General features: G+C 37.8%; 19 protein-coding genes. 16 read left to right on the plus strand and 3 right to left on the minus strand.

Annotated elements, in window-relative coordinates:
* Positions 1 to 266 precede the first annotated feature (266 nt).
* The 4 genes from greA to Q9306_RS02990 all read left to right on the plus strand — a co-directional run bounded on the left by greA (position 267) and on the right by Q9306_RS02990 (position 4485).
* On the plus strand, positions 267 to 743 hold the full coding sequence (gene greA, locus Q9306_RS02975) for a transcription elongation factor GreA (RefSeq protein ID WP_251227150.1): 477 nt from the start codon (positions 267 to 269) through the stop codon (positions 741 to 743).
* A 287-nt stretch (positions 744 to 1030) separates the two neighbouring features.
* Positions 1031 to 1720 (plus strand): hypothetical protein, encoded by a 690-nt coding sequence (locus Q9306_RS02980; protein WP_306195121.1) that lies wholly within the window; start codon positions 1031 to 1033, stop codon positions 1718 to 1720.
* A 259-nt stretch (positions 1721 to 1979) separates the two neighbouring features.
* Positions 1980 to 3737, plus strand: a complete 1758-nt coding sequence (locus Q9306_RS02985; protein ID WP_306195122.1) for a peptidoglycan D,D-transpeptidase FtsI family protein — start codon at positions 1980 to 1982, stop codon at positions 3735 to 3737.
* Between the two features lie 103 nt (positions 3738 to 3840).
* Positions 3841 to 4485 carry a YrrS family protein gene (locus Q9306_RS02990; protein WP_306195124.1) on the plus strand — a complete coding sequence of 215 codons (645 nt, stop codon included), beginning with the start codon at positions 3841 to 3843 and terminating at the stop codon, positions 4483 to 4485.
* 32 nt (positions 4486 to 4517) lie between these two features.
* On the opposite strand, the gene Q9306_RS02995 is transcribed toward Q9306_RS02990, so the two are convergent.
* Positions 4518 to 4733, minus strand: a complete 216-nt coding sequence (locus tag Q9306_RS02995) for a YrzA family protein (RefSeq protein WP_306195126.1) — start codon at positions 4731 to 4733, stop codon at positions 4518 to 4520.
* 137 nt (positions 4734 to 4870) lie between these two features.
* Here Q9306_RS02995 and Q9306_RS03000 point away from each other — a divergent pair, with 137 nt between their 5' ends.
* The 10 genes from Q9306_RS03000 (at position 4871) to Q9306_RS03045 (ending at position 15360) form a co-directional block, all read left to right on the plus strand.
* Entirely contained in the window at positions 4871 to 5509 is a 639-nt protein-coding gene (locus Q9306_RS03000; RefSeq protein ID WP_306195128.1) for a class I SAM-dependent DNA methyltransferase, read from the plus strand.
* A gap of 14 nt (positions 5510 to 5523) precedes the next feature.
* Positions 5524 to 6219, plus strand: a complete 696-nt coding sequence (gene mtnN / locus Q9306_RS03005; RefSeq protein WP_098915080.1) for a 5'-methylthioadenosine/S-adenosylhomocysteine nucleosidase — start codon at positions 5524 to 5526, stop codon at positions 6217 to 6219.
* Between the two features lie 86 nt (positions 6220 to 6305).
* Complete coding sequence (locus Q9306_RS03010; protein ID WP_306195131.1) at positions 6306 to 7229, plus strand: O-acetylserine dependent cystathionine beta-synthase; 924 nt, start codon at positions 6306 to 6308, stop codon at positions 7227 to 7229.
* Positions 7230 to 7367: 138 nt separating this feature from the next.
* Positions 7368 to 8501 (plus strand): bifunctional cystathionine gamma-lyase/homocysteine desulfhydrase, encoded by a 1134-nt coding sequence (locus Q9306_RS03015; RefSeq protein ID WP_306195133.1) that lies wholly within the window; start codon positions 7368 to 7370, stop codon positions 8499 to 8501.
* 432 nt (positions 8502 to 8933) lie between these two features.
* The gene (gene adhE, locus Q9306_RS03020) at positions 8934 to 11537 is read left to right on the plus strand and encodes a bifunctional acetaldehyde-CoA/alcohol dehydrogenase (RefSeq protein WP_306195135.1); all 2604 of its coding nucleotides are present in this window, start codon (positions 8934 to 8936) and stop codon (positions 11535 to 11537) included.
* A 303-nt stretch (positions 11538 to 11840) separates the two neighbouring features.
* Complete coding sequence (locus tag Q9306_RS03025; protein WP_306195138.1) at positions 11841 to 12077, plus strand: YrhC family protein; 237 nt, start codon at positions 11841 to 11843, stop codon at positions 12075 to 12077.
* Between the two features lie 137 nt (positions 12078 to 12214).
* Complete coding sequence (locus tag Q9306_RS03030; RefSeq protein WP_306195140.1) at positions 12215 to 13162, plus strand: helical backbone metal receptor; 948 nt, start codon at positions 12215 to 12217, stop codon at positions 13160 to 13162.
* 5 nt (positions 13163 to 13167) lie between these two features.
* The gene (locus tag Q9306_RS03035) at positions 13168 to 14196 is read left to right on the plus strand and encodes a FecCD family ABC transporter permease (RefSeq protein WP_306195171.1); all 1029 of its coding nucleotides are present in this window, start codon (positions 13168 to 13170) and stop codon (positions 14194 to 14196) included.
* Entirely contained in the window at positions 14183 to 15001 is an 819-nt protein-coding gene (locus Q9306_RS03040; protein WP_306195142.1) for an ABC transporter ATP-binding protein, read from the plus strand. The genes Q9306_RS03035 and Q9306_RS03040 overlap by 14 nt, the downstream gene beginning before the upstream one ends.
* Positions 14968 to 15360, plus strand: coding sequence for an ankyrin repeat domain-containing protein (locus tag Q9306_RS03045; RefSeq protein WP_306195144.1), 393 nt, complete (start codon positions 14968 to 14970; stop codon positions 15358 to 15360). Before Q9306_RS03040 ends, Q9306_RS03045 begins: the two co-directional genes overlap by 34 nt.
* A gap of 335 nt (positions 15361 to 15695) precedes the next feature.
* On the opposite strand, the gene Q9306_RS03050 is transcribed toward Q9306_RS03045, so the two are convergent.
* Positions 15696 to 16451, minus strand: a complete 756-nt coding sequence (locus Q9306_RS03050) for an HAD family hydrolase (protein ID WP_306195146.1) — start codon at positions 16449 to 16451, stop codon at positions 15696 to 15698.
* A gap of 176 nt (positions 16452 to 16627) precedes the next feature.
* Here Q9306_RS03050 and Q9306_RS03055 point away from each other — a divergent pair, with 176 nt between their 5' ends.
* Positions 16628 to 17137, plus strand: coding sequence for a GNAT family N-acetyltransferase (locus tag Q9306_RS03055; protein WP_306195148.1), 510 nt, complete (start codon positions 16628 to 16630; stop codon positions 17135 to 17137).
* Positions 17138 to 17355: 218 nt separating this feature from the next.
* Here the strand turns inward: Q9306_RS03055 and Q9306_RS03060 are convergent, their stop codons facing one another.
* Complete coding sequence (locus tag Q9306_RS03060) at positions 17356 to 17901, minus strand: helix-turn-helix domain-containing protein (protein WP_306195150.1); 546 nt, start codon at positions 17899 to 17901, stop codon at positions 17356 to 17358.
* 155 nt (positions 17902 to 18056) lie between these two features.
* Between Q9306_RS03060 and Q9306_RS03065 the strand changes: the two genes are divergently transcribed.
* Complete coding sequence (locus Q9306_RS03065) at positions 18057 to 18461, plus strand: DoxX family protein (RefSeq protein WP_306195152.1); 405 nt, start codon at positions 18057 to 18059, stop codon at positions 18459 to 18461.
* The last annotated feature ends 422 nt before the right edge of the window (positions 18462 to 18883 follow it).

Here is an 18883-nt window from a genome sequence, read left to right on the forward strand (position 1 = left end):
TATTCGATAGGAAGGGATTTTCTCCCTTTTTATCGAATACAATGAAACATGCAAACCTCACCCCATATAGGTGAGGGCATATTTATATTAGCTTTCTATACATATCTTTTTGATATAAGGAAGAAGTAAGGAAATACGGGGTTGTATGTGACAACTCCGCTAGTGCTGCCTGTACTAGAAACCTTCGCTATTTTATAAGGCGGGGGAGTTTTCATATGGAACTCCTCTTTTTTTCGGGGGATCGGTATATAAAAGGAGTGGAAAACATGGCAACAGAAAAAACATACCCTATGACACTTGAGGGAAAACAAAAACTAGAGCATGAGCTTGAAGAATTAAAAACAGTAAAACGTAAAGAAGTTGTAGAACGTATTAAAATTGCGCGCAGCTTTGGTGATCTATCTGAGAACTCTGAGTACGATGCAGCAAAAGATGAGCAAGCTTTCGTAGAAGGTCGTATTACACAGCTTGAAAACATGATTCGCAATGCAGTTATTATTGAAGATAACGGTGAAGCCTCTACGGTTGTAACATTAGGTAAAACGGTTATATTTAAGGAATTACCAGATGGAGAAGAAGAAGCGTATACAATCGTTGGTAGCGCGGAAGCAGATCCATTTGAAGGTAGAATTTCTAACGATTCTCCAATCGCAAAAAGCTTACTAGGAAAGCAAATTGGCGAAAAAGTTGCAATTCAAACACCAGGTGGAGAAATGCAAGTAGAGATCGTCTCTGTAAAATAATAAAAAAAGGTTCACTCTTCGGAGTGAACCTTTTTTATTTACCCCGCATTAACGGCAGTTATCCCCCATTTCAAGATTGACAGTGTTAAGTCTTATATCGAATTGTCCATAATAGTGCAGTGTGATCAATAAAAAAGAAGGTGGAACTATGCCTGAAGGAATTATTATTTTACTCGACAGAATATGATAATATGAGGAATTTCATTCTGATACTATAGTTGAAGAAATTCTTTACATTTTGAAATGTAAAGGAATTTTATAGGGGATAGGAAAGAGGAGGGGAATTTATGAACAAGAAATTATTTGTGGTACTTACTTGCGGTGTTATAATGACGGGATTAGCTGCATGTGGATCTAGTGATAAAACAAGTGCATCAAATGAATCGAAACCGAAACAGGAAGGAAAAAAGGAGGATGCGTCTGTATCTACAAAAAATCCCACTAACGAAAAGGAAAAACAAGAATCAGGAAAAGAACAAAAAAGAGAGAAATTTGAAGATTTCGATCCAGAATATCAGTTAGCTATTGTAATGAAAGTGTTTCAAGATGTAACGATCAAGTATGATTATGCTATTGGCAATCCAGAGTATTTGTTAAAGGATACAATGGATCAAAAAACTATAGATGATATGAAGAAGATGTTACAAGAGCAGGCAAAGAATAATGATAAGCTTTTCAAAGATGAAGTGAATCAAGCGTTTACTTACTTAAAACAATCTAAAATTAGTAATAAAGGTGAAATCCAAAAGTTAATTGATGCAGAAAATAATTATTTAAAGGTAGTAGATAAGATGATTGTATGTATTGATTCTGTAACGGTTGAAAACGCAAGTGAAAAAAGAAATGAAATGAATGCTTTACATTCGGAATATTTAAAAGCAGCAGCTCAAGTAGGAACTACTTCAATTGAGGTTGCAAAAAATTCAGGGATAGATGAAGAGGACTATAGAAGAATTCTTAAGGAATTTCTAAAGTAGCCAAACGCACAATAAAGTGAAACTTCCATCGGTGGGGGTTTTCTTTATCCCCACTGATGGTTAGTTGAACCAATCGGGCTTTTATGGGCAGTTATCCTCCACCTATCTTCTTCGCTTCTCTTTCAATCTTAAGGTGGGGGTCTTACTGCCCGTTAATGCGGGATAAAAACTATACAAGAAAAATTTAAACTCTAATAATAGCTTGTTTTGTATAAAAGGAATGACATCTCGTCTAAACTGAAAAGACGAGGTGTTTTTTATGAAAATCAAGCGGAGAATGATTATCATCTTATCATCTTTTATGTCCATTATATTTTTACTAATTGGTAGGTTGGTGCAAATACAGCTAATAGCTACTGAGTCATTTACAAATAGGCATATTAATTTAATAGAAATGAGTGTTAACCAGCGTGCACAAGCAGTCACAGTGGATGATGGCAGGGGACACTTTATTGATCGAAATGGAGAAAATATTGGAGAAGAAAGATATCCAGTTTTAGTTATTTTTCCTTTTTTACAAATAAACAATGATATGTTGGAGAAAGTAGCTCATATAATTGGTATATCTCGCAAAGATATTCAAGTGCAAATGAAAAGTAGAAGTAAACCATTTATATTTCAAAAAGATGATCGTCCATTTCCATTAACAAAAGAACAAATGAAAAAGGTGAACCGTACCGGTATGTTAGGTATGGTAGCAACTGAAGTTAGAATGCAACGAATCCGAGAAGCAGAGCACTTGATAGGTGTAGTCGGAGAAAATGAGAAAGAATATAAAAAGCGTTATGAGAAATTAAAAAAGTTATCTAGCAAAACTCCCATCGGTATTTCTGGATTACAGCAGTCATTTGACGAGTTTTTAATGACTGACGGTGAAACGAAAGTGCTGTATCAAATAGATGGGAAAGGGGAGCCGATTTTAGGAGAACGTGCGAAATTTACAGCGCCTGGAAACCCCTTTTATCCGGTTACGGTTCAAACAACAATAGACAAGTGGTTGCAGCTAAAAGCAGAAGAACTCGTGAAAAAGCATGGATTGCAAAAGGGTGGATTAGTATTATTGGATGTACAGGCGAGTGAAATTGTAGCAATGGTGAGTAAGCCATCGCTGCATACAAATAATAAGGAAGCATATAAGCGTGGAGCAAGTAATCAAATGCTGATTCCTCATTTTCCTGGCTCTGTTTTTAAAACAGTTATTGCAGCAGCAGCTATTGAAGAAGGAATAGTTGCTGCAAAGCGAAGATTTGATTGCGATATGGATCTTTACGGAGAAGGGCAAGCCGATCGATTGATGGGAACGCTATCGTTTACAGAAAGCTTTGCTCGTAGTTGTAATCGTACGTTTGCAGAGCTTGGACGCGAATTGTTACAAAAAGATAAAATGATGATTGAGAAGTATGTTGAGGCCTTAGGAGCGTCTAAAAGTGTTGGATGGGAAGGAAATGTTTTTCATACGACTGCATTTCGGCAGCTTATAGAGGAAAAGGAGGGAACGATTTGGCGCGATGAAAGAGAGAAAAACGTTCGCAAAGCAATTGCGCAAACGGCAATCGGTCAAAAGGACGTTCGCTTATCACCCCTAGCTGTTGCGAATATGATGGCAACCATTGCAAGGGGCGGTGATAAGAAAGAAGTTAAAGCCGTTCGGGACATTACATATAAAAATGGTACGAAAGTATTTCATTTTGAAGATCATGTATTACAAGGAAAAACACTGAAAAGAAATACGATTAAGAAAGTGCAGCGATTGTTAAGAAGTGTTGTAACGGCACCGAATGGTACAGGATCTGTGTATCAATCATTACCGTTTACAATAGCGGGAAAATCAGGAACTGCACAAACAGGGAAAGAGAATTATGAAAATCGGTGGTTTGCTGGTTATTTTCCGTATGAAAATCCACGGTATGCATTAGTTGTCGTAGATTTAGAAACGAATAAGAAAGACAATGCAGTAACACGTATTTTTACTGATTATGTGAAGGTGATTGCTAAGGAGGAACAATTGCAAAAGTGATAAGAAATATTTTCATTTTGTGAAAAAGTAGCCTTACTCCTTCAACCTTTGGGCATTTGATGTTACAATAACAAGTATGAAAATTGTCATGGAGGTTTGAATAATGGCAGGAGGAACTAGATTTCAAAATAAACAACAAAGGCGTCGCCAAAATGGTATATTGAATATTGCAATTGGTATCGTGTTATTAGCGGTAGTAATTGTAGCATATCAACTATTCTTTACTTCTGATAATACAGAACAGGCTGCTTCTAGTGATAAAAAAGTAGCGCAGCAAACTGAAAAAGAAAAAGAAGCCGCGAAAAAGAAAGAGAAAGAAGATGCTGCTAAGAAGAAAGAAGAAGCAAAAGCAGCGGAACAAAAGAAAAAAGAAGAAGAAGCTAAGAAGAAAGCGGAAGAAGAAGCGAAAGCAAAAGAGAACGAAAAAGTATCCGCAGAGAAAACAATTCCACAAGCGAAAGAAGCATATACAAAACCAGCTTGGAAACCAGTTGGTACTGAGCAAGGGCAATCACCTGCAATGACATTCCAGAAAGGAAGCGTGGACTGGAATGAGATGAATAAAGCGATTGCTTATGCAATTGATATCCCAGTGGAACAGTTGGTAATTCAACGTATTGGAAATAACGGAAAACAGAAAGCATACGGCAGAGTAACAGATAAACAAACAGGAAACAAATATAATGTAAATATTGATTGGGTAGAGAATGAGGGCTGGAAACCAACGCTAGTTCAAACCCTGAATTAAAAAGGAGAGAGGTGATAAAGCCTCTCTCCTTTTTAGCGCAATTTTTTTAATTTAAAGTGAACAACAGCGCTATAATATGGTCGTTTGCTTTCAGGATCCATCATCATTTGATGCGAAACGTGATGAACTTCTAACATTAGTGCCTTATTATTATCAATTTGCTCATTAATTTTCTTTTCTAGCAATGTTAAGCTAGCTGCCTCAAAAAACTCAACTTTATCTTCTATCATTTCAAATGTAAACGACATGAAGAACACCTCTTTTCGCATGTTCATAGTTTAGTGTATCAAAGAAAACTAAGAAATACCATGTGCATTTTTGTTGACTTTTTGATGAATAAGGCATATTATACTGATAAATCCGATAAGAAAAAGGGGAATTTTCTATGGGAACAGAATTTAATGAACTATTTGATCAATGGGCTCATACGTACGATTCGTTCGTACAGGGTGAAGATATACAATATAAAGAAGTTTTCGCCCGTTATGAGGAGATTTTAGAGGATGTAGTAAATAAATCTTTTGGTAATGTTTTAGAATTTGGTGTTGGTACTGGCAACTTAACAAATAGATTATTAGCTGCTGGTCGCACTGTTTACGGGATAGAGCCATCGAAAGAAATGCGTACGATTGCTAAGCAAAAGCTTCCGAAAGAAGTAGCGATTACAGAAGGTGATTTTTTAAATTTCGTCACTCTTTCGCATGTGGATACAATCGTCAGCACATATGCGTTTCACCACTTACTTGATGAGGAAAAAAATGTAGCAATTGCGAAGTATGGTCAATTGCTAAACAAAGGTGGTAAAATAGTGTTTGCTGACACGATATTTGTAGATCAGGACGCATATGATAAAACTATTGAAGCCGCGCAACAGCGTGGGTTTTATGAGTTAGCAAATGATCTACAAACGGAATATTATACGCGTATTCCAGTCATGCAATCTATTTTTGAAAACAATGGCTTTCATGTCTCATTTACTCGCATGAATCATTATGTTTGGGTAATGGAGGCAACGAAGCAATAGAAAGAGGGATTCGATTGAGAATTGCTGTAATTGGAGCAATGGAAGAAGAAGTACGTATTTTACGTGACAAGCTAGAACAGGCAGAAACAGAAACAGTAGCGGGTTGTGAATTTACGAAAGGTACATTAGCAGGGCATGAAGTAATCTTGTTAAAATCAGGTATCGGTAAAGTAAATGCAGCGATGTCTACAACGATTTTATTAGAACGTTATCAGCCGGAAAAAATTATTAATACGGGTTCAGCTGGTGGATTCCATCATTCTTTAAACGTAGGTGATGTTGTCATTTCAACAGAAGTTCGTCACCATGACGTAGATGTAACAGCATTTAACTATGAATACGGTCAAGTACCAGGAATGCCAGCAGGATTTCCAGCCGATGAAGAACTTGTTGCATTAGCTGAAAAATGTATGCAAACAGCAGAAGGAATTCAAGTTGTTAAAGGTATGATTGCAACAGGAGATTCTTTCATGAGCGATCCAAACCGCGTTTCATTTATTCGGGAGAAGTTCACTGATCTGCATGCAGTAGAAATGGAAGCTGCGGCAGTTGCACAAGTATGTTATCAATATAAAGTGCCATTTGTTATCATTCGTGCACTTTCTGATATTGCTGGTAAAGAATCAGATGTTTCGTTTGAACAGTTTTTAGATCAAGCAGCTCTTCATTCTACAAACTTTATTGTAAAGGTATTAGAAGAATTAAAGTAATGTAGCAAAAAGGCAACTGTTTCATATATAGAAATTACATACAGTTGCCTTTTTTCTTTTAAGGGGTTAGGTAAGGAGGAAATACGATGAAAGTGTATCGCAGTGTTCATGACCTAATCGGACATACACCGCTCGTTGAAATTACGCGCTTTTTACTTCCAGAAGGTGTTCGGCTTTTTGCGAAGCTTGAATTTTTCAATCCAGGTGGAAGTGTGAAAGATCGGCTAGGTCGAGAATTAATTGAGGATGCTCTCGCTAAAGGGCTTGTAAAGCCAGGTGGGACTATTATTGAACCGACAGCTGGCAATACAGGAATCGGACTGGCACTTGCAGCACTTGAGCATGATGTACATGTTATTGTCTGCGTTCCAGAAAAATTTAGTATTGAAAAACAAGAACTTATGAAAGCTCTTGGTGCAACAATTGTTCATACACCTACGTCACAAGGAATGACAGGTGCTATTGCAAAAGCAGAAGAACTTCTGAAAGAAATTCCAAATTCGTATTCTCCATGTCAATTTGCAAATGAAGCAAATCCACGTGCATACTATAAAACATTAGGGCCTGAACTGTGGGAGGCACTAGATGGACATATTGATCTATTTGTCGCTGGTGCTGGAACCGGTGGAACATTTATGGGAACAGCATCATATTTGAAAGAGCAAAATCAACAAATTCAAACAGTCATTGTTGAACCAGAAGGCTCTATTTTAAATGGGGGCGAAGCCGGTTCTCATGAGACAGAAGGAATTGGGCTTGAGTTTATACCATCATTTCTTAATCCAACATATTTTGATGCCATTCATACGATTTCGGATCGTGATGCGTTTTCACGTGTGAAACAACTGGCGCAAAAAGAGGGGCTCCTTGTTGGCAGTTCTTCGGGTGCAGCACTTCATGCAAGCTTATTAGAAGCTGAGAAAGCAAAGCCAGGAACAAATATTGTAACCATTTTTCCAGATAGCAGCGAACGCTATTTGAGTAAGAACATATACAATGGATGGGAATAAAATGAGAACAACGACAAAGTTAATTCATGGTATTCGCATCGGATAATATTTCGAAAACAGAGACGAATATTGTAACCATTTTTCCAGATAGCAGCGAACGCTATTTGAATAAGGACATATACAAAGGATGGGAATAAAATGAGAACAAAAACAAAGTTAATTCATGGTATTCATATCGGAGAACCTTCAACTGGGGCTGTAACAGTACCGATTTATCAAACGAGTACGTACAAACAAGAAGGTGTAGGAAATCATAAAGGGTATGAATATTCACGTACAGGAAATCCAACTCGTTCAGCTCTTGAAGAAACAATTGCTGTTCTTGAAAATGGTCATGCGGGATTTGCATTCGGATCCGGTATGGCAGCAATTACAGCGGTCATGATGCTTTTCTCTAAAGGAGATCACGTTGTTTTAACAGATGATGTGTACGGCGGAACGTACCGCGTCATGTCAAAAGTATTAAATCGCTTTGGGATTGAACATACATTTGTTGATACAACAAACTTAGAAGAAGTAAAAGCAGCGATTCTTCCAAACACAAAAGCAATTTATGTTGAAACACCGACAAACCCGCTTTTAAAAATTACGGATATTAAACAACTTGCAGCACTTGCTAAAGAACGAGGTCTATTAACAATTGTTGATAATACATTTATGACACCGTATTGGCAAACACCAATCTCTCTTGGTGCAGATATTGTCCTTCATAGTGCTACAAAATATTTAGGCGGTCATAGCGATGTTGTTGCAGGTGTAGTAGCTGTAAATAGTGCAAAGTTAGCAGAAGACCTTCACTTTGTACAAAACTCAACAGGTGGTATTTTAGGACCACAAGATAGTTTCTTATTACTGCGTGGTTTAAAAACATTAGGAGTGCGCATGGAAGAACATGAAGCGAATGCACGTGCAATTGCTGAGTTTTTACAAAATCATCCGAAAGTAAATAAAGTGTATTATCCAGGGCTTAGCACTCACCATAACCATGATTTAGCAGCAGAACAAGCAGATGGTTTCGGTGCAATTATTTCGTTTGATGTAGATAGTCAAGAAACATTAAACACTGTGCTTGAGAAAGTACAATACTTTACGCTTGCTGAAAGTTTAGGAGCAGTAGAAAGCTTGATTTCTATCCCTTCGCAAATGACCCACGCCTCTATTCCAGCAGAGCGCCGAGCACAACTAGGAATTACAGATACATTAATTCGTATTTCAGTTGGAATTGAAGACGGAGAAGATTTAATTGAAGATTTAGCACGAGCATTAGCATAAGGGAATAAGCACTATATGGTAACTACTCAGTTACTTTATGAAAAAACGACAGAAAAGCATTTTTTTAAATGGGCGAGAGGGACTGGCGATGCATAGTAGCGGTCAGTGCCTTTTTCTGCCACATGCGCAGTTAAAACCAAAGAGAGCAAGTGAGTGCAATTTCCTTTTTTGGGAATAGAAGCAATCTATATGTCGAAAAAAATTTATATATATTAAGTTTGTGAAACTTTTCACAAATTAGACACACACAAATAAGAATATCTAGTGTATAGTAAAACACATGAAGCGAGATGCTTTACACACAATCATGTGAAATGTTTCACAAACAATGAGATTCATGTAGAAAAGGTAGTTCTATTTTTTTAGCTATTAGGGACACGTTTAGACCCTTAGGGTTCATATTTGTCCAGAAGCTGAATAGGAGGAAATTACATGGCAGTCAAAGAGAAAGTAGTAAATGAAATGCAAGAAGTAACAGGTATGATTGAGACATTAGTAAAGAATGGTCAAAAGGCTTTACAAGCATTAGAAGGATTTACACAGGAACAAATTGATAAAATTGTACATGAAATGGCACTAGCGGGTGTGGATCAGCATATGCCGCTTGCGAAAATGGCTGTTGAAGAAACAGGACGCGGTGTGTATGAAGATAAATGTATTAAAAATATTTTCGCAACTGAATATATTTGGAATAGTATAAAAGACGATAAAACAGTGGGTATTATTCATGAGGATCCACATGAGGAAGTAATAGAAATTGCAGAGCCGGTCGGTGTAGTTGCTGGGGTAACGCCGGTAACAAACCCAACATCTACAACGATGTTTAAAGCAATCATTGCGATGAAAACGAGAAACCCAATCATTTTTGCATTCCATCCTTCAGCACAGCAATGTTCTATCGCTGCTGCGAAAACAGTGCGTGATGCTGCAGTGAAAGCTGGTGCACCAGAACACTGCGTGCAATGGGTTGAAAAGCCTTCTGTTGAGGCAACAAAACAATTAATGAATCATGAAGGTGTAGCGCTTGTTCTAGCAACTGGAGGAGCTGGAATGGTGAAATCAGCATATTCTACTGGTAAACCAGCTTTAGGAGTAGGGCCAGGTAACGTTCCATGTTATATGGAAAAATCAGCGAACGTGAAACGTGCTGTAAATGATGTGATTTTATCGAAAACGTTTGATAATGGTATGATTTGTGCTTCTGAACAAGCGATTATTGTGGATAAAGAAATTTATAATGATGTAAAACAAGAAATGATCGCCAATAATTGTTACTTTGTGACAGAAGAGGAACGAAAAAAATTAGAAAAGCTTGTCATTAATGAAAATACATGTGCAGTAAATAGTGATATTGTTGGGAAATCCGCTCATTACATTGCAGCTTTAGCAGGGATTACAGTACCTGAAGATACAAAGATGCTTGTAGCTGAAATTAAAGGAGTCGGTGCAGCTTATCCGTTATCTCGTGAAAAATTAAGCCCAGTATTAGCTTGTATAAAAGCAAATTCATTAGAAGAAGGATTACAGCACTGTGAAAACATGTTAGAGCTTGGCGGGTTAGGTCATTCTGCTGTCATTCACTCTGCAAATAAAGAAGTACAAAAACAGTTTGGTTTACGTATGAAAGCGTGTCGTCTTATTGTAAATGCTCCGTCAGCACAAGGCGGAATTGGTGATGTATATAATGCTTTCATTCCATCGCTTACACTTGGATGCGGATCATACGGAAAGAACTCTGTTTCTCAAAACGTAACGGCAACACATTTAATGAATGTAAAGAGACTCGCAAATAGAAAAAAGAATATGCAATGGTTCAAGCTACCACCTAAAATCTTTTTTGAAAAACATGCTACACAATATTTAGCAAAAATGCCCAACATTTCAAGAGCATTTATTGTAACAGATCCTGGTATGGTAGAACTTGGATATGTAGATACAGTAACACATTATTTACGTCAACATAGAAACGATGTAAAAGTAGAAGTATTCTTTGAAGTAGAGCCGGATCCATCAGATGAAACTGTATTTAAAGGAGCAGAAATGATGCGAAGCTTTAAGCCAGACGTGATCATTGCTCTTGGCGGTGGATCAGCGATGGATGCAGCAAAAGGAATGTGGCTATTTTATGAGCATCCAGAAACAGAATTCTTTGGTATAAAACAAAAGTTTTTAGATATTAGAAAACGTACATGTAAATATCCAAAACTAGGAGATAAGGCGCAGTTTGTTGCGATTCCAACAACATCTGGAACAGGGTCAGAAGTGACACCATTTGCGGTTATTACAGATAAAAAGAACAATATCAAATATCCGCTCGCTGATTATGAATTAACACCAGACGTTGCCATTGTGGATCCGCAGTTTGTTATGACAGTACCACCGCATGTTACTGCTGACACAGGAATGGATGTTTTAACACATGCAATTGAAGCGTACGTATCGATTATGGCAAATGATTATACAGATGGATTAGCTTTAAAAGCAATGGATCTTGTGTTTAAATATTTACCGCGCGCATATAAAGATGGAAATGATGAAGAGGCTCGTGAAAAAATGCATAATGCATCAGCAATGGCTGGTATGGCATTTGCAAATGCATTTCTTGGTATTAACCATAGCTTAGCACATAAACTGGGACCGGAATTCCATATTCCGCACGGACGTGCCAATGCCATTTTAATGCCGCACGTCATTCGCTATAATGCAATTAAACCAAGAAAACATGCATTATTCCCAAAATATGAGCACTTTGTTGCAGATGAGCGCTATGCACATATTGCAAGAATGCTTGGACTTCCAGCGCGTACAGTGGAAGAAGGCGTAGAATCATTAGTACAAGCGATTATCGCTCTTGGAAAAGAATTAAATATTAATATGAGCATCGCTAGTCAAGGTGTTGAAAAAGAAGCATTTGAAGCGGTTGTGGATATGCTTTCTGAACGAGCATTTGAAGATCAATGTACAACAGCAAATCCGAAATTACCGCTTATTTCAGAATTAAAAGAAGTATATAAGCAAGCATATAAAGGTGTGTAAATTAGAAAGAGCCGTAATCAGTACGGCTCTTTCTTGACTTTTCAACATGTAAGTCACTGCTATGCAGAGAAAAAAGCGACCGCTACTTGCTTTCTCTCTTGGTTTTCATATGGCACGTGGAAGGAAAAGGCTCTGACCGCAGCTATACATGGCCAGATACTCTCGCCCCCCTTAAAAAGAAAAGGGTTTTTATGTCGTTTTTTCAATTTGTATTCATGGAAAACTTCTCCCTCATTGGCTGTATTTACTTGCCTACGAAACGATGAAAATATGATACAGTGAAAAAAGAGGAGTGAGTGAAGAATGAAAGAATTACAGCAAAAAATTGCTGATTATATTCGTTTCGGTCAAGTCATGTTAGCGCTAAGTGCATTTTTAATGCTCGGTTTATTACTCCCAAATGGACAAAAAGAAGCGGTGCAAATGTTTGCTATGATGGGTGTGATTGCTGCTTTTTTAGGAGGTTCATTTTATTTTTTCTACCGCGTGAGAGAGCTGCGTGACAAATTAGAGGAGAACGAACATGAACAGTCACTATAAATAGAAACGTTACTTAAAGAGTATCTTTGAGTAACGTTTTTTTTTGTTAAAAACAACTTTTTATTGACAATGATAATCTTTATCAATTAAATTAAAATAGTATTAAGTGATTATCATTATCAATTAGAGGTGAGAGAATGAAAAAATATATAACATTATTTACAGCTATCTTTTCTATTTTTTTCTTATTAATCGGCTGCAGTGCAAAAGAAAGCGAGAAAACATCTGCAGCGCCAAAAGAAAAAGAAAACAAGGAAATTGTTATCACAGACTTCGCAAATCGTAAAGTAACATTTACAAAGTCACCACAAAGCATTGCAACATTAAGTGTTGGTGATATGGATATTCTCCATGCGTTAGGCGGGAATGTTGTTGGACGACCTAGCACGAAGTTGCCTCTTAGTGAGGAGCTAAAAAAAGCAAAGGAAATCGGCAATGCACACCAGCCGAATTTTGAACAAATAGCAGGATTAAAACCAGAGCTTATGGTCGCAAATAACGGGTTTGAGAAAAATATTCCAACGCTAGAAGGACAAGGTACAAAAGTCATTATCTCGTCTGCAAACTCTGTTCAAGATATTCAAAAGAGCATTGATATGTATGGAACAGTTCTTCAAAAAGAAGAGAAGGCAAAGGGATTAAATAAAAAAATTACAGAACACATGAAGAAATATGAGAAAAAAAGTAATGCGAAAGCACTTTTAGTATACGGTGCTCCCGGAACATATTTGGCAGCACTGCCAACATCTTTATCTGGTGATATTTTAGAAAAAACAGGCGGGAAAAATATCGCAGCGGAATTTCCAAAGGCGAAGGAATATCCGCAATATGCACAGTTAAGCACAGAGCGCATTATTGAAGCAAATCCAGATATTATTTTCTTAATTACACACGGTGATCCAGAAGGTGTAAAAAAAGCATTTGAAGGCGAAATGATGAAAAATGCAGCGTGGAAAAACTTAGAAGCTGTAAAACATAATCGAGTTGTTATTTTACCACCGGATTTATTCGGTTCAAATCCAGGTACAAAAGTAACAGATGCAATGGACTTTATGTATAAAAGTTTACAAGACGTAAGGAAATGATGAATATGCAAAGTAATGCAGTAATAAAAGAACAGTCACACCCTTTTGCGAAAAAAAGATGGATATTAACGGTCGCTTTACTTACTATGACGATTCTTGTTCTCTTTTATGGACTTATTGCAGGAAGTTTATCTTTTTCATTACAAGACATTGCACAAGGTATACAAGATGAAAATTCAACTGTCCATCGAATCGTGTGGGATTTGCGTATTCCACGTGTGCTTGTTGGGTTTGTTGTGGGAATGTGTTTAGCTGCATCGGGTGCTTTATTACAAGGAGTGATGAGGAACCCGCTTGCAGATCCCGGAATTATTGGTGTTTCATCGGGAGCAGGGCTCGTTGCCATCGTCATTATGATTTTATTTCCACAGCATATGACGTTTCTGCCCCTTGGCGCATTTTTAGGAGCATTTATAACAGCGATGATTATTTATGCTTTGTCTTGGAAAAAAGGGGCGCCGCCGTCTCGGATTGTTTTAGTCGGTGTTTCTATTAACGCTTTAATTGGAGCTGCAACGTCAGCACTTATGTTGTTACATAGTGATAAAGTACAATCTGTTTTGCCGTGGTTAGCAGGCGGAATTGGTGGTGTAAGTTGGTCGCATTTCAATATGATTATTTACTATGCAATCTTTGCGCTTGTCCTTGCTTTCATAGGGATTAAACATATTCGTGTACTGATGCTTGGCGATGAGATGGCGAAGTTGCTTGGACATAATGTCGAGCGAAGCCGATTTTTCTTAATTGTAGTAAGTACGCTATTAGCTGGGATTGCTGTTAGCGTTTCCGGTTTGATTGGTTTTGTCGGACTTGTTGTTCCGCATATATTACGTTTATTAGTTGGGAATGACTACCGCTATTTATTGCCGTTATCTTGCTTAGGTGGCGGTGTCTTGCTAGTCTTTGCTGATGCAATTGCTAGAAGCTGGTTTGATCCAATTGAACTACCTGTTGGGATTTTACTCTCCTTTTTAGGAGGTCCATTCTTTTTATACTTAATTCAGAAAGGAGGAAAACAAAGTGCTTTCCGTTAAAGAGGTGTCTTATTCTCATTCAGATCGCTTTCAAATTCAAAATATAAATGTACAGATTGAGGCGGGAGAAATCATTAGTTTAATTGGTCCAAACGGTTCAGGAAAGTCGACGCTATTACGTTTAATAGCGAGATTGCTTCATCCAAGGACAGGTGAGGTCATCTTAGATGGGAAAAGTATACATACAATGAAAAGTGCAGATGTTGCGAAGAAATTAGCGATGTTACCGCAAATGCACGATCATCAGTTAGATTTAACTGTTAGAGAATTAGTTGCGTTTGGAAGAGAGCCTCATAAATCATGGAATAGTCGTTTGAATAAAGAAGATGAAAATATTGTGGAATGGGCACTAAATGTAACAAAGTTGGAAGGGTATGAACATCGCCTTTTGCATTCCTTATCGGGGGGAGAAAGGCAGCGTGCATGGATTGCGATGACGTTAGCGCAGCGTACCAATATTTTATTGCTAGATGAACCGACAACGTTTTTAGACATTGTTCATCAGTTAGAAGTGATGGAATTAGTAAAGCGCTTAAATGAAGAATTTGGCATGACGATTGTTATGGTTCTTCACGATATTAATCAAGCAGCTGGGTATAGTGATCGTTTACTTGTTTTAAAACAAGGCGAAATTCAATATGACGGAGCACCAGAGTGTGTCTTATGCCATCAAATGTTTCATCGCGTTTTCGGAATTGAAGTCGATATTTTTCAAGGAAATGAGAAACCGTTTTTTACCCCGAAGCGAATTTGTAAAAAAGGAGAAGAGATATGCAAACAGAAGGACGTATTGCCGGTGAATTAGTAAGAGAATTTGTAATGGCAGCTCATGGGAATTTAGAGAGAGTACAAGAGCTTTTAGCAGAAAATCCAGGTTTGCTCCATGCTTCTTATAATTGGGGCGGCGATGATTGGGAAACGGCGCTAGGTGCAGCTGCGCATGTTGGCCATAGAGATATTGCTCTATATTTATTAGAAAAAGGGGCACGTATGGACATATTTGCGGCGGCAATGCTTGGGAAATTAGAACTTGTGCAGGCTATTTTAACAGTGCAGCCGGAAGCGAAATATGCTTCTGGTCCACACGGCATTTCACTGATTCAGCATGCACGAATGGGCGGAGAGAAAGCTGAGCATGTATTAGCTTATTTATCCCGCAAGTAATACTCCCACCTAAAAACTTGGCGAAAGCATTGTCCAGTTCCAGTGGCTAGAATGTTCGGTGGCTTCGCTTCTTCCTACGAGGTAAAAAACACCTCTACGTCAGAAGCTCCATCCCCCTCGGACGAGGCAAAAAGCGCCTTGCTGCCTTTGGTGTGGGCGTCCTGCAATTCTGAGCGAGCCGCTTCCGCTTTTCTTAAGAAGTTAGGTGGGAGATAAACTGCTGGCATGTGCCCGATTGGTGAGGGCTGATAATCAGTGGGGGATGAAGAGCCACCCTGACCGTTTCTATGCGCGGCCAGATGCTCTCGCCCCTCTAAAAAGAAAGAGGTTTTTTCCTACTGCATTTTTTTAGTTAACACTTGAATGTCGGTGTAAGATGTAATGATGAAATCAGCATACGGTGTTAATTCTTCTATTGCATGTTCGTGATTTGCAATCCCTACAGCAATACTCCCCGCCTCTTTGGCCATTTTTACATCCACAACAGTATCCCCAATCATAACGAGTTCCTTTGGTTGAATGCCAAGTTGTGTACATGTTTTTATAATCATCTCTGGGTTTGGCTTTCCGCATGTTACATCTTCTGGAGTAAGAAGAAAATGCAGAGGTGGCACGCGAAGAAGTTCGATACACTTTTTTGTTCGTAATTTATTGTCCGATGTTAAAATTCCTGTATAAATGCCTTCCCTTTGTAAGGAGCTTATACAATCAGCTGCTCCTTCAATCGGATGAAAAGCATTTTCGATGCATAACTCTTCATCGCTTTCTTTAAAAATAGCAGCGGCAAGCTCTTTACAGTGATGCCATGGGTATTTTGTAATTTGATATAACAAGCTCGCGGTAACAATGATTTCATCACTTTCAGGGGCCACTGCTATTAATCCTTTAAAATCAACTTGATCAGGATGGACGAAACCAACTGCTTTTTCCCAAAGAGACTCGTATCCCTCTCCGGCGATTTGTGAAAACTTATGTTTTCTCAATCTATCAATTTCATACCAAAACGGGATAGCTTGAAATAATGTACCGTCCTTATCGAAAGCAATGGCCTTTGCATGAATAATTTCTCCTAAAATTTGAATTTTCCCCATATTTTATGTCACTCCATTTATAATAGATTTATAACCTACTAAATATTGTACATTCTGGAATGTGTTACAAGTCAAGAGGGTAGCCAAAATTTCTATAATTATCAAAGATATGTCCAAATTAGCTGAAGTTTTGAAAGTGACCGTTTCTACCACGATTACAAGAAGGAGGAAAGGACATGTTTCACACAGACCGTTTACAGTTTCGTAGATATACAATGGATGATTTGGATTTTTACGCTTCTTTATGGGGGAACGATCAAGTAATTCGTTACATCGGGAAAGGGACTCTAAAAACGTATGAACAATGTAAAAAAAGTCTTGAAAGCTGGGTCTTACCGGGATACGAATGTGGACTTGGTTTATTTTTAATCTTACATAGGGAAACGGGAGAACCAATGGGACATGCGGGACTTGTTAGGCAACGCTTTGATGGAAAAGAAGAGATTGAAGTTGGCTATTGGCTACTCCCAAAGTACTGGGGAAATGGATTTGCAAAAGAAGCCGCAGCAGCTTTTCGAGATTATGGTTTTCAGGTATTAAAGCTTCAGAAACTTATTTCTCTTATTAATCCGAATCACCCGGCTTCTATTTTTGTAGCAAGAAAGATAGGTATGGTTTATGAGAAGACAGTTGTATTACATGATATGGATGTTCTCGTATATGCAATGAAACGAGCAGGTGAGTGAAATGGCAACCTGCTCGTTTCATTTTATTTATCCCGCGATTCGTGGACAGTAAGACCCCCACCTCAAGATTCTGTGAAAAGCGAAGAAGATAGGTGGGGGAGAACTGTGCGTAAAAACCCGATTCGTTTAACTAACCATCAGTGGGGGATGCAGAAAACCCCACTGATGGAAGTTTCACTTTATAAAAAAGCACTGCAAACAAATTTGTTCACAATGCTTCAATAGACATGTTTTCGATTTTCAGTATGGCTTGAAATAAGAAGAAGTGCAGCTTCATCACCAATATTACGAACGATATGCGGTACACATGCGCTCCAAGAAAACGAATCCCCTTCTTCTACGATGGCAATATCTTCTCCGTGTTGTACCTCTAATTTTCCGCGCAAGACAAGATGGCATTCTTCACCTTCATGAGCATTCGGTGTGTTTTCTTTCGGAAAGCCGACAGGAATTTCTACTAATGATAAGCGCAGTCCGCCTTGCTCGGCTACATGTTCAATTTTTTGTTGATCTTTTCCGTAAATACTATATTTCCGTTCTTCTTTTTTTACAATTTTCATCCGATCTTTTTGCTCTAACAATAAATAAGGAAGAGGGACATTTAAAAAATGAGCGATTGTTTCAAGAGTAAGAATAGACGGAGATGTTTTATTATTTTCCACTTGGCTCATAAATCCTTTAGAAAGCCCTGTTCCCTCACATATTTGCGCAATTGTAATTCCTCTGCGCTGGCGAATTTCACGTATTGTCGAACCGATGTTCATACTGATCGTGCTCCTTTTTATTAACAGATAGTTGTATCATAGCAAATCTTTTTTATTTTTTCTCATTAAAAATTAATTGACGAACAAAAAAATTTATTGTATGTTTTGTAATGTGAATAAAAGTTTTGTATAACAAAACAAAAAGGAGAGAAAAGATGAATCAATCAATTGGTAATTTAATGATTCGAATTGTACTAGGAATTACATTTTTTGCTCATGGGCTAAAGAAATTTCAAGCAGGAATCGATAATATAGCAGGTTGGTTTACAAGTATTGGTTTACCAGGCGGTCTTGCATATGGTGTTGCCACAGTAGAGGTAGTTGGTGGTTTGTTATTAATTATCGGTTTAGGTGTCAGATACGTAGGATTATTATTTGCACTTATTTTAGTTGGAGCAATTGTTAAAGTGAATGGACCGTTTGGTTTATTAGGGGATGGAAAACATCCAGGATATGAATTAGACTTAGCGTTATTAACAATGGGTCTTTATTTATTTGTTGTAAAAGCAGAAGGGTTTGTAGATCGTTTCTTAAAAACTAAGATTTTGAAAAAAGGTTAATCTAATATAAGGCTCTACTGCTAAATGTAAACTCCCTTTTTTTAGGTGGACGAGGACATCTGTCCCCATGCAAGGACCTAAAACAAAAGGAGAGAGCGAGTGCAGGTCATGTTTTGTTCTGTTCTGCATAGCAGTGATGTATGAAAAAGATTAATTACTCGTTTATGTGAACTAGAAAAAGGAAGTCTAGATAATGGCTTCTTTTTTCTAGTTCAATAATGTTAGAAGTACGAAATACTATTATTTATTCTTTCTTTCTATATAAATACGAATTAAAAAACCGACATAAAACCATCTTTTTATAGGTGGGCGAGAGCATCTGTCCATGCATAGAAGCGGTCAGTGCCTTTTCCTGCCACATGCGAAGTGAAAACAAAGGGAGAAAGCGAGTGGAAGCTCCTTTTTTTCTGCATAGCAGCAAT

Origin of the sequence: Bacillus multifaciens, assembly GCF_030756675.1 — a bacterium.
Lineage (GTDB): Bacteria > Bacillota > Bacilli > Bacillales > Bacillaceae_G > Bacillus_A > Bacillus_A multifaciens.

Excerpts from the sequence above, each read along its gene's own strand:
- Q9306_RS03050 (WP_306195146.1), bottom strand. The coding sequence starts at position 16,451 with ATGGGGAAAATTCAAATTTTAGGAGAAATTATTCATGCAAAGGCCATT.
- Q9306_RS03015 (WP_306195133.1), top strand. The coding sequence starts at position 7,368 with ATGAGAACAAAAACAAAGTTAATTCATGGTATTCATATCGGAGAACCT.
- Q9306_RS03010 (WP_306195131.1), top strand. The coding sequence starts at position 6,306 with ATGAAAGTGTATCGCAGTGTTCATGACCTAATCGGACATACACCGCTC.
- greA (WP_251227150.1), top strand. The coding sequence starts at position 267 with ATGGCAACAGAAAAAACATACCCTATGACACTTGAGGGAAAACAAAAA.
- Q9306_RS03030 (WP_306195140.1), top strand. The coding sequence starts at position 12,215 with ATGAAAAAATATATAACATTATTTACAGCTATCTTTTCTATTTTTTTC.
- Q9306_RS03035 (WP_306195171.1), top strand. The coding sequence starts at position 13,168 with ATGCAAAGTAATGCAGTAATAAAAGAACAGTCACACCCTTTTGCGAAA.
- Q9306_RS02980 (WP_306195121.1), top strand. The coding sequence starts at position 1,031 with ATGAACAAGAAATTATTTGTGGTACTTACTTGCGGTGTTATAATGACG.
- Q9306_RS02995 (WP_306195126.1), bottom strand. The coding sequence starts at position 4,733 with ATGTCGTTTACATTTGAAATGATAGAAGATAAAGTTGAGTTTTTTGAG.
- adhE (WP_306195135.1), top strand. The coding sequence starts at position 8,934 with ATGGCAGTCAAAGAGAAAGTAGTAAATGAAATGCAAGAAGTAACAGGT.
- Q9306_RS03060 (WP_306195150.1), bottom strand. The coding sequence starts at position 17,901 with ATGAACATCGGTTCGACAATACGTGAAATTCGCCAGCGCAGAGGAATT.
- Q9306_RS03065 (WP_306195152.1), top strand. The coding sequence starts at position 18,057 with ATGAATCAATCAATTGGTAATTTAATGATTCGAATTGTACTAGGAATT.
- Q9306_RS02985 (WP_306195122.1), top strand. The coding sequence starts at position 1,980 with ATGAAAATCAAGCGGAGAATGATTATCATCTTATCATCTTTTATGTCC.
- Q9306_RS03055 (WP_306195148.1), top strand. The coding sequence starts at position 16,628 with ATGTTTCACACAGACCGTTTACAGTTTCGTAGATATACAATGGATGAT.
- Q9306_RS03000 (WP_306195128.1), top strand. The coding sequence starts at position 4,871 with ATGGGAACAGAATTTAATGAACTATTTGATCAATGGGCTCATACGTAC.
- Q9306_RS02990 (WP_306195124.1), top strand. The coding sequence starts at position 3,841 with ATGGCAGGAGGAACTAGATTTCAAAATAAACAACAAAGGCGTCGCCAA.
- Q9306_RS03045 (WP_306195144.1), top strand. The coding sequence starts at position 14,968 with ATGCAAACAGAAGGACGTATTGCCGGTGAATTAGTAAGAGAATTTGTA.
- Q9306_RS03025 (WP_306195138.1), top strand. The coding sequence starts at position 11,841 with ATGAAAGAATTACAGCAAAAAATTGCTGATTATATTCGTTTCGGTCAA.